Consider the following 10,894-nt stretch of genomic DNA (forward strand, 5'->3'; position numbering starts at 1 on the left):
CCCCGCACAGGGGCGACGCTTGAAGCGAGCTAACGTAACGCGGATGCCAGCGAAATCAAAGGCCAAAACACCGATCGGCGAAGCCAGAAGCAAGAAGCAAGAAGCCAAAACACGGACACTAGCGCAAGCACAAACACCCCAGCGTCGCAGACAAAAAAAACCAAAAACCAAAACCAAAAACCTCACTCCGCCCCAAGATAAAAAAACCGAAACAAAAACACAGCAGCAATAACCCAAACAACGAGCTTGACCTGCCGCGCCCGCCCGGTAAGTAACTTAAGCCCCGCATAAGAAATAAACCCAAACGCGACCCCATTCGCAATGGAATAGGTAAAAGGCATCATAAGAGCGGTAAGTGCAGCAGGCACGACTTCAGTCGCATCATCCCATGGCAGATCAGCCATCTCCCGCAACATCAGACACGAAACGTAAAGCAAAGCCGGCGCCGTGGCATAACCCGGCACCACCCCCGCCAGCGGCGCAAAGAACAGCGCCAGCAAAAACAGCGCAGCAACGGTAATCGCGGTAACACCCGTACGCCCACCCGCCTGCACACCCGAAGCGCTTTCGATATAAGCCGTCGTCGACGACGTACCCAGCACCGACCCGGCGAGGATCGCCGTACTATCGGCCAGCAGCGCTCGGTTCAAGCGATGCATCTTGCCATGCACCAGCAGCCCCGCGCGGTTCGCGACACCCATCAGCGTGCCCGTCGCATCGAACAGTTCGACGAGGAAGAACACCAGAATCACATTCAGCACGCCCGTCGACAACGCGGCCTTCACGTCGAGCTGGAACAGCGTCGGCGAAATTGAAGGCGGCATGGACACGATGCCGTGAAACTGATTGCCGCCGAAGAAAAAGCTCAAGATCGTCACACCGACAATGCCGATCAATATCGCCCCGCGCACGCGCAGCACATCGAGCATGACGATTACAAAGAAGCCGATGATCGCCAGCACCACGTGCGGATCGTGCAGGTTGCCCAGCGTGACGAGCGTCGCCGGACTGCCCGTCACGATGCCCGCCGTCTTCAACGAAATGATCGCGAGAAAGAGCCCGATGCCGCCCGTGATCGCGACGCGAATCGAATGCGGAATGCCGTTGACGATCACCTCGCGCACGCGGAACAGCGTGACGATCAAAAACAGGCAGCCGGAGATAAACACCGCGCCCAGCGCAGCCTGCCACGTGAAGCCCATCCCCTTGACGACCGTGTACGCGAAGTACGCATTCAGGCCCATGCCCGGCGCACACGCAATCGGGTAGTTCGCGTAGAAGCCCATGATCAGCGAGGCGAGCGCGGCGACGAGGCAAGTCGCAACGAACACCGAGTCTTTGGGCATGCCCGCATCGCCGAGAATCGCCGGATTGACGAAGATGATGTAGGCCATTGTGAGGAAAGTGGTCACGCCTGCCAGCACTTCCACGCGCAGGGTCGTGCCCGCTTCGTCAAAGCCGAAATACCGTTTTACGGAGTCCATGAGCCGAGTCTCTCGTCGTTTGAAATGTCGTTGGTCACTGCTTGTCGTGCAGCCTGTCTTTGCCTGCTACCGCGCTTCGTCAGCCGCGTGATGACGCCCCGTCCCGCATGGCGGCGCGCGCGGGCTTCGCCGCCGCGTCGGCCATCGTGACGCCACGGGCGGATTTAATCACGATTGGTCAGCAATTACCGCATTTGCCGCGCGCGCGTGGAGCCTATGCAACACTAGGAACGCGTGCACTGCGCGCCACGGCGACGGGCAGGCCCTGATCCATTTTGCTGGCGAAGGGGCGTGATGATACCTGACGCGGCGCGTCAGGCCGGATTACGAGGGGAGCGGAAAGGAAGGAAGCGCGGCCAGAGCGGCCCTGCGCAATGTCACGATGGCAACCGCACGCGACATCGCGTTGAGCGTCTCAAACGGGGGGCAATGGAATGCGGGACGCGCGTCGAATGAGCGCGTCCCGCAACCATCGATGTTACTGTTGCGTGCCCTGCGCCTGCGCGCGGCGTTGCGCGACGACGCGGCCTGCGGCGATCGCATTGGCCGGGTAGTTGATCCAGTCGAGCGGATCGTAGCCCGCCTTGCGCCATTCGACGAGATCCGCTTTCACTTCGGCGCGGGTCTTGGGTGTGTTCTGATCATAGACGCGCGACGTCTGCGCAAATGCCGACGACACGGCTGCGACGCCGATGAGCGCGCCCAGAACCATACGAGGAATCAGCTTCATGGCAAGGGCCTGAAAAAGTTAGGATGACCCTTTTATTCTAGGTTCTGTATTCGCGATGAGTAAGGTTCGTAACTGAAATGAACCGTTGCTCAGTTTGCATCTAGTCTGCACCTGTCGCCTCGCACAAGGCGTGGTTCATGCATGCGCGAGGCGTTTCTCATTCGAATGCCTGAGCGGAATTCGCGCGCCCAGGCATCGACTAGCCCATATGCTGAGAAGGCTTGCTCATCCGGTCTATCACAGCCGTCAACAGATCGACGGGTAACGGAAACACGATGGTCGAATTCTTGTCGGCGGCAATGGTTGTCAGTGTCTGCAAATACCGCAATGTCATCGCCTGCGGTTGTTGCGCGAGCATCTGTGCCGCCTGCAGCAATTTCTCCGACGCCTGCAACTCGCCTTCGGCGTGAATCACCTTGGCGCGGCGTTCCCGCTCCGCTTCCGCCTGGCGCGCAATCGCGCGGATCATCGTCTCGTTGATATCGACATGCTTGATCTCGACATTCGATACCTTGATACCCCATGCATCCGTTTGCGCATCGAGCACGCGCTGGATGTCGGTGTTGAGCTGCTCGCGCTCGGACAGCAGTTCGTCGAGTTCATGCTTGCCGAGCACCGCGCGCAAGGTGGTTTGCGACAGCTGGCTGGTCGCTTCGAAGTAGCGCGCAACCTGAATCACCGCGCGCTCCGGATCGACGACGCGAAAGTACACGACGGCATTGACCTTGACCGATACGTTGTCGCGCGTGATCACGTCCTGCGGCGGCACGTCGAACACGACGGTGCGCAGATCCATCCGCACCACCTGCTGCACGACGGGAATGATCAGCACGAGACCCGGTCCCTTGACCTTCCAGAAGCGGCCGAGCATGAACACCACGCCACGCTCGTACTCGCGAAACACGCGCACCGCCGAAGCGATCAGCACGATCGCGAGAAGAATCAGGATGCTGCCGAAGCCGAAAGTGAAACCGATCATGTGTGCTCTCCCTCTTGTGATGGATTGCCTGCGGGAACCACGGTAAGCATCAGGCCGCGCCGGCCCGTCACTCGCACGGCGTGGCCCGCCGCGAGCGGCGAGGTGCTGCGCACGCGCCAGCGTTCGCCATGCACGCGCGCCCAGCCGACGCGGTCCGGTTCGCCATGCAGCAGGCTGTCTGGCGGGCCGTCCCGCGAGCCATCGGCGCGGCCTGGCGCCGTATCGGCGACGAGGCCGTCGTCCAGCACCACGCCGACGCTGCCGATCATCGCTTCCGCGCCCGTCACCACGGGCCGCCGCCGCGAGCGCAGCACCATTCCCGACACGCCGAAGATAAACAGCACGCTGAACACGATGACGGCCGCGATCATCGGCAGCGGCACGCCGTAGCCGGGCACGTCGGTGTCGATCAGCATCAGCGCGCCGATCGCGAACGCGACGATGCCGCCGAAGCCAAGCGTGCCGAAGGTCGGCAGGAAGGCTTCGGCAATCAGAAACGCCAGACCGAGGAAGATCAGGCCGAGACCCACGTAATTGACGGGGAGCAATTGCAGCGCGAACAGACCCAGCAGCAGGCTGATTGCGCCCGCGACACCGGGCAGCACGAAGCCGGGATTCGCGAACTCGAAGAACAGGCCATACATGCCGATCATCAGCAAGATCAAGGCCACGTTCGGGTCGGTGATGACGGCGAGGAAGTGACTGCGCCAGTCCGCCTCGAGCGTGACGACGGGCGCGTGCGCCGTCGTCAGATGCTTCGCGCCGGCGGCCGTGTCGTAGGTGCGGCCGTCCAGTTGCGTGAGCAGGTCGGGAATATCGCGGGCAATCAGGTCGACGACCTTCTGTTCGAGCGCGTCGCGTGCCGACAGGCTCACCGCTTCACGCACCGCGCGCTCGGCCCAGTCGACGTTGCGCCCGCGCAGTTGCGCGAGGCCGCGTATGTAGGCTTGCGCGTCCTGAAGCTGCTTGCGCAGTTCCGTCGACTGGCTGTCGAGCGGCAGCGCGCCGGATGCGGCATTGTCCTTCTGGGCCGGGCCGGACGCAGGCGTCGCGCCCGGCAACCCGGGCGGCTGGCCGGGTTTCGGCGCATCCTGGCCGCCGATGCCCAGCTGCACGGGCGACGCGGCACCGAGATTGGTGCCGGGCGCCATCGCCGCGATGTGGCTTGCATAGGTGATATAGGTGCCCGCGCTCGCGGCGCGCGCGCCGCCTGGCGCGATATACGTCGCGACGGGCACGGGCGACGCGAGAATCGCCTTGATGATCTGCCGCATCGACGTGTCGAGCCCGCCCGGCGTGTCGAGCTGCAGGACGGCGAGCTGGGCGCGATCGTCGGCGGCGCGGGCGAGGCCGCGCACGATGAAATCGGCGGTGGCGGGGCTGATTGCGCCCGCGACGGGAATCACCACCACGCTGCCCGGCGTAACAGGCGGTTGCGCGGCGCGGGCGGAAGGCGCGAACGCCGCCGCAGCGCAGAACGCCAGCACCAGCAACCAAGCGCGCTGCAACAGCCTGGCCGCCGCGCCGGGGATGACGCGCGGAGTGCGAGCCCATGCGGCACGGGGCGCGGCAGCCATGAAAGCGCCGCGCGCGCGGCGCGGCGTGCGTCGCGAACCCGCTTGCCGGATCGGGAGAAGCCGGTAGGTTCCCATCGTCGACGGCCGGTGCGCCGTGCTGCGACGGATCACGTTCGCATCGCGGCGCGCCAGGCCTGAAAAGAGCTGGCCTGTCTTAAGCTTAGTCGGATTCCGCGCGTTCCGCCCGGCGGGAGATACCCGCGCCTGCCGCGTGCGCATTCACCGCCCGGTAATCCGCCGGCCGCATGCCCGTCCACTTGCGAAACGCCCGGTGAAACGCGCTCGGCTCCGCAAACCCGAGCGTCGCCGCGATATCGGCAACCGACTGGCCGCCGCGCTGCAACTGCGAAATCGCGATGTCGCGCCGCAAGTCGTCCTTGATCGACTGGTACGTATAGCCTTCCTGCTTCAGATGACGCCGCATGGTCGCCTCGGCGACGTGCAGCCGCTGCGCCATCTCGTCGGAGCCGGGCCACGCGGGCATCGGCAGCGCGCGCAGCGTCTTGCGCACCCGCGCCGCAAGCGAGCCGGGATTGCGGTACTTGATGATGAAGCTCGCGGGCGCGTCGCGCAGGAAGGGCTTGATGGACTTCGTGGTCTGCACGACGGGCAGTTCCAGAAAGTCCGGCGCGAGATCGACATACGACTCGCTCTGCCCGAACGACAGATCGTCGCAGAACATCAGCCGGTACTCGTGCGCGGCAGGCGGCTCGGCGCAGCGAAAGCGCGCCTCGATCAGCGGGATGCGCCGCCCGACCAGCCAGCATACGAGTCCGTAGACCAGGATGAAGTACGTTGCGTAAGCAAACATGGCCGGCTGCGGCGCGCCCTCGCGATGCGCGAACTGGAGGCGCACGCGGTCGTCGCGCGTGACGATCTGCGCGCACATGTCGTCGAGCACGAGGTGCATGAAGTTGACGGCGCGCGTGAGCGCCTGGCCGCCGTTGCGCGCCGTCAGCGCCATCTGCGTCATCGCGATGAAGCTGCCGCTTTTCATCGCGTGGGCATCCTGGCCGAAGAATTCGTCGTCGAGCGTTCTTGCGATGTTGGCCCACAGCGCGCCGTATTGCGCCGGCGTCACGCGGCTTTTCGCGCTCGCGAGCACTTGCGGCGCGATGCCCGCCGCTTCGACGATCGGCTGCACGTCGACGCCGCGCGCACGGGCGAGCGCCAGCGTCTCTTCGACGAGACTCACGGAGATCGTGCCTCTTTCGGTTTTCATGCGGTCCAGGTTCCTCGCGCAGCCCGGAAGTGGGCGTTTCATGAATTCTGGCAAATGCGCTCATGTGAATTGCCGCGAGCGCCCGCCGGAACCGCCATTCTGCAGCATCGGGTCCACGCGCGGAATCCACTTATGGCAAATGCGCTCACGAAAATTGAGCGGACGCGGCATCGAATCCCGCTTTCGCGCCGCCTACACTGGTTTTCAGCAGACGCGCCGGGTGTGCAGTGCAGCAGGCGCGCAGAAGACAATCGGAGCGAGACACATGGACGAGTTCTATACCGACGAGCAGCGGATGATCCGCGACGCGGCGCGCGACTTCGCGGTCGAACGCCTCGCGCCGAACGCGGGGCAGTGGGACCGCGAAGGCCAGTTGCCGGCGGATGTCGTCGGGCAGATGGGCGAGCTGGGTTTTCTCGGCATGATCGTGCCGCCCGAATGGGGCGGCTCGTACACCGACTACATTGCGTATGCGCTCGCACTCGAAGAAATCGCGGCCGGCTGCGCCGCCTGCGCGACGATGATGAGCGTGCACAACTCGGTCGGCTGCGGGCCGATCCTCAACTTTGGCAGCGACGCTCAAAAGGACCGCTATCTCGCCGATCTCGCAACGGGCAAGCGCATCGGCGCGTTCTGCCTGACCGAGCCGCACGCGGGCAGCGAAGCGAACAACATCCGCACGCGCGCCGTGCTGCGCGACGGCCAGTGGGTCATCAACGGCAGCAAGCAGTTCGTGACGAACGGCGCGCGCGCCAGCATTGCGATCGTGTTCGCCGTCACCGATCCCGATGCGGGCAAGCGCGGCATCTCGGCCTTCATCGTGCCGACGGATACGCCGGGCTTCAACGTCGGGCGCCCGGAAAGCAAGCTCGGCATTCGCGCGTCGGATACCTGCCCGATTGCGCTCGACGATTGCGCCGTGCCCGAAGCCAATCTGCTCGGCGCGCCGGGCGAGGGCTTGCGCATCGCGCTGTCCAACCTGGAGGGCGGGCGCATCGGCATTGCGGCGCAGGCGATCGGCATTGCGCGCGCGGCCTTCGATGCGGCCCGCGCCTATGCGAACGAGCGCGTCCAGTTCGGCAAGGCGTTGAAGGAACATCAGACCATCGCCAACATGCTCGCCGACATGGCGACGCGCCTGAACGCCGCGCGGCTGCTGGTTCATCACGCGGCGCGCTTGCGCAGCGCGGGGCGGCCGTGTCTGTCGGAGGCATCGCAGGCGAAGCTGTATGCATCGGAGATGGCTGAAGAGATCTGCTCGAAGGCGATCCAGATTCACGGCGGCTATGGGTATCTGGAGGATTACGCTGTCGAGCGGCATTATCGCGATGCGCGCATTACGCAAATCTACGAAGGCACGAGCGAAGTACAAAGAATGGTTATCGCGCGGCACGTTTGAGCGCAGAATAATCCGCCAATAGAGCGCGACCGCGCCGGGCGCAACCGCGCGAACAATGGAGACGACGATGACGGCAGCCCAAAGCTTTTTCGACGCGCGCGACCTGTTGTTGCGCCACCGCACCGACTATGAGCGCGCGTACAGCGAGTTCAGATGGCCGGAACTCGGCGAGTTCAACTGGGCGCTCGATTATTTCGACGTCGTCGCGAAAGGCAACGACAACCCGGCGCTGTGGATCGTCGATGATCCGGCGCAAGAAGGGCTGAAGCTCTCATATGCGCAGATGTCGGAGCGCTCGTCGCGGATGGCGAACTTTCTGCGCGGGCTGGGCGTGGGGCGCGGCGACCGGCTGCTGTTGATGCTGCCGAACCGGGTCGAACTGTGGGACGTGATGCTCGCGGCGATGAAGCTCGGCGCGATCGTGCTGCCCGCCACCACGCAACTGTCGCCCGACGACGTGCGCGACCGCGTGCAGATCGGCGGGGCGAATTTCGTCGTGGTCGATAGCGCGGAAACGGGCAAGTTCGATGCGCTCGATACGCCGTTGCAGCGCATCTCGGTTGGCGCGCCGCGCGAAGGCTGGACGGATATCGCCGCCGCGTATGCAGCGTCCCCCGTCTTCACGCCGGACGGCGCCACGCGCGCCGCCGATGCGATGCTGCTGTACTTCACGTCGGGCACGACGTCGAAGCCGAAACTGGTCGAGCATACGCACGAAAGCTATCCCGTCGGCCATCTGTCGACGATGTACTGGATCGGCCTGCAACCGGGCGACATCCATTGGAACATCAGCTCGCCTGGCTGGGCGAAGCACGCGTGGAGCTGCTTCTTCGCGCCGTGGAATGCGCAGGCGTGCGTGTTCGTCTACAACTTCGCGCGCTTCGCGCCGAAAGACACGCTCGACGTGCTGGTGCGTTACCAGGTCACGACGCTGTGCGCGCCGCCCACCGTGTGGCGCATGCTCGTGCAGGAGCCGCTCGCGTCGTATCCCGTGAAGCTGCGCGAGATCGTCGGCGCGGGCGAGCCGCTGAACCCGGAGATCATCGAACGCGTGCGGCATGCATGGAACATCGTGATTCGCGACGGCTATGGGCAGACGGAAACCACCTGCCAGATCGGCAACCCGCCGGGGCAGCCTGTCGTGCCCGGTTCGATGGGGCGCCCGTTGCCGGGCTACCGAGTCGAACTCGTCGATGCCGACGATCATCCCGTGACGGAAGGCGAAATCGCGCTGCCGCTTGGCTCACGTCCGCTGGGCCTGATGACGGGCTATGCGAACAACGCGAAGGCCACCGAACACGCGATGCGCAACGGTTACTACCACACGTCCGATGTCGCGATGCGGCGCGACGATGGTTATCTCGTGTATGTCGGCCGCTCGGATGACGTGTTCAAGTCGTCCGATTACCGGCTCAGTCCGTTCGAGCTCGAAAGCGTGCTGATCGAGCACAAGGCGATTGCCGAAGCGGCCGTGGTGCCGAGCAACGATCCGCTGCGGCTGTCGGTGCCGAAGGCATTCGTGACGGTGCGGCATGGATTCGAGGCGGGCCCCGAACTCGCGCGCGACGTGTTCCGTTTTTCGCGTGAAAAGCTTGCGCCGTACAAGCGTATTCGCCGCCTGCAATTCAGCGATCTGCCGAAGACGATCTCCGGCAAGATTCGCCGCGTCGAACTCAGGCGGCGCGAACTGGAGCGCACGGCGGAGCCGGCGCGTTTGCAGGATGAATACTGGGAAGAGGATTTCCCCGAGCTTCGCAATGGGAACGGAAACTGAGCGGCAACTGAGCGGCACTGACCGACCAACGGGCGACCGATATCTACTTCAGGAGACATGCAGAATGAGCGCAATTCCTTCGACTCTGGCTGACCGCAAGGTCGACACGGTCAAGCTGTTGATCAACGGCGAATTTGTCGAGTCGAGCGCGACCGAATGGCGCGACATTGTGAATCCGGCGACGCAGGAAGTGCTTGCGCGCGTACCGTTCGCGACGAAAGCCGAGGTGGACGCGGCGATCCGTTCCGCGCATGCCGCGTTCTCGACCTGGAAGAACACGCCGATTGGCGCGCGCATGCGGATCATGCTGAAGTACCAGGCGCTGATTCGCGAGCACATGCCGCGCATTGCGAAGACCTTGACGGCGGAGCAGGGCAAGACTTTGCCCGATGCCGAAGGCGACATTTTCCGCGGGCTGGAGGTGGTCGAGCATGCGTGTTCGATCGGCACGTTGCAGCAGGGCGAGTTTGCGGAGAATGTGGCGGGGAGTGTTGACACGTACACGCTGCGCCAGCCGATCGGCGTATGCGCGGGCATTACGCCGTTCAACTTCCCGGCGATGATTCCGCTGTGGATGTTCCCGATGGCGATCGTTTGCGGCAACACGTTCGTGCTGAAGCCGTCGGAGCAGGACCCGCTATCGACGATGCAACTGGTCGAGCTGGCCATTGAAGCGGGCGTGCCGAAGGGTGTGTTGAACGTGGTGCATGGCGGGAAGGAAGTCGTTGATGGGTTGTGTACGCATGATCTGGTGAAGGCGATTTCGTTTGTCGGATCGACGGCGGTGGGCACGCACGTGTACAACCTGGGCAGCCAGCACGGCAAGCGCGTGCAATCGATGATGGGCGCGAAGAATCACGCTGTGGTGCTGCCCGATGCGAATCGCGAGCAGACGCTGAATGCGCTGGTGGGTGCCGGGTTTGGCGCGGCTGGTCAGCGGTGTATGGCGACATCCGTCGTGGTGCTGGTGGGGGCGTCGAAGGAGTGGTTGCCTGAGCTTGTGGCGAAAGCGAGGACCTTGAAGGTGAATGCCGGTCATGAGGCCGGCACGGATATCGGGCCTGTTGTTTCGCGTTCCGCGAAGGAGCGGATTTTCGGCCTCATCGAGGCGGGTGTTAAGGAGGGGGCGACGCTGGCACTCGATGGGCGTGGTGTTGATGTGCCTGGCTACGAGGCCGGTAATTTTATCGGGCCGACGGTTTTTAGTGATGTTTCCGTTGAGATGGATGTCTATAAGACCGAGATTTTTGGGCCTGTGTTGTGTGTGATGAGCGTGCCGACGCTGGACGATGCGATTGCGTTGGTGAATAGCAATCCGATGGGCAATGGTGTGGGACTCTTTACGCAGAGCGGCGCGGCGGCGCGCAAGTTCCAGAGCGAGATCGATGTTGGGCAGGTTGGGATCAATATTCCTATTCCCGTGCCGGTGCCGTTTTTTAGTTTTACCGGTTCTCGCGGGTCGAAGCTTGGGGATCTTGGGCCTTATGGTAAGCAAGTTGTGCAGTTTTATACGCAGACTAAGACGGTCACCGCGCGGTGGTTTGATGATGTCACTGTTAGTGATGGTGTGAATACAACCATTAGCCTTCGATAGGGGGTTTTTGTTTGTCTGCGACGCTGGGTGGTCTGTTGGTGTTTGCGCTGGCATCCGCCTTTTGCTTTTGCTTTTGCTTTCGCTGGCATCCGCGTGACGTTAGCTTGCTTCAGGCGTCGCCCCTGTGCGGGGCGG

The 10,894-nt window shown here is 63.5% G+C and carries 9 protein-coding genes; 4 read left to right on the top strand and 5 right to left on the bottom strand.

Annotated elements, in window-relative coordinates; genetic code table 11:
* Positions 1-232: hypothetical protein (locus KFO72_RS39690; RefSeq protein ID WP_225034354.1), on the top strand; the 232-nt coding region annotated here is incomplete at its 5' end.
* Here KFO72_RS39690 and KFO72_RS39695 read toward each other — a convergent pair.
* From KFO72_RS39695 to KFO72_RS39715, 5 genes are all read right to left on the bottom strand, one after another.
* Positions 183-1,484: an NCS2 family permease gene (locus tag KFO72_RS39695; RefSeq protein ID WP_225034355.1), complete on the bottom strand. Its 1,302-nt coding sequence runs from the start codon at positions 1,482-1,484 to the stop codon at positions 183-185. The genes KFO72_RS39690 and KFO72_RS39695 overlap by 50 nt on opposite strands.
* 478 nt (positions 1,485-1,962) lie before the next feature.
* Positions 1,963-2,214, bottom strand: a complete 252-nt coding sequence (locus tag KFO72_RS39700) for a DUF4148 domain-containing protein (protein WP_036001118.1) — start codon at positions 2,212-2,214, stop codon at positions 1,963-1,965.
* Between the two features lie 199 nt (positions 2,215-2,413).
* The gene (locus KFO72_RS39705) at positions 2,414-3,193 is read right to left on the bottom strand and encodes a slipin family protein (protein WP_036001121.1); all 780 of its coding nucleotides are present in this window, start codon (positions 3,191-3,193) and stop codon (positions 2,414-2,416) included.
* Positions 3,190-4,845 (bottom strand): NfeD family protein, encoded by a 1,656-nt coding sequence (locus KFO72_RS39710; RefSeq protein ID WP_225034360.1) that lies wholly within the window; start codon positions 4,843-4,845, stop codon positions 3,190-3,192. The genes KFO72_RS39705 and KFO72_RS39710 overlap by 4 nt, the downstream gene beginning before the upstream one ends.
* Before the next feature lie 85 nt (positions 4,846-4,930).
* Positions 4,931-5,992, bottom strand: coding sequence for an AraC family transcriptional regulator (locus tag KFO72_RS39715; protein ID WP_062916279.1), 1,062 nt, complete (start codon positions 5,990-5,992; stop codon positions 4,931-4,933).
* A 265-nt stretch (positions 5,993-6,257) separates the two neighbouring features.
* On the opposite strand from KFO72_RS39715, the gene KFO72_RS39720 reads away from it, so the two are divergent.
* The 3 genes from KFO72_RS39720 (at position 6,258) to KFO72_RS39730 (ending at position 10,759) form a co-directional block, all read left to right on the top strand.
* Positions 6,258-7,391 carry an acyl-CoA dehydrogenase family protein gene (locus tag KFO72_RS39720; RefSeq protein WP_225034357.1) on the top strand — a complete coding sequence of 378 codons (1,134 nt, stop codon included), beginning with the start codon at positions 6,258-6,260 and terminating at the stop codon, positions 7,389-7,391.
* Between the two features lie 67 nt (positions 7,392-7,458).
* Entirely contained in the window at positions 7,459-9,165 is a 1,707-nt protein-coding gene (locus tag KFO72_RS39725) for an AMP-binding protein (protein ID WP_225034359.1), read from the top strand.
* Positions 9,166-9,229: 64 nt separating this feature from the next.
* Positions 9,230-10,759 carry a CoA-acylating methylmalonate-semialdehyde dehydrogenase gene (locus KFO72_RS39730; RefSeq protein WP_225034361.1) on the top strand — a complete coding sequence of 510 codons (1,530 nt, stop codon included), beginning with the start codon at positions 9,230-9,232 and terminating at the stop codon, positions 10,757-10,759.
* The last annotated feature ends 135 nt before the right edge of the window (positions 10,760-10,894 follow it).

Source organism: Paraburkholderia sp. XV, assembly GCF_020177535.1.
GTDB classification, from domain to species: Bacteria; Pseudomonadota; Gammaproteobacteria; order Burkholderiales; family Burkholderiaceae; genus Paraburkholderia; species Paraburkholderia caribensis.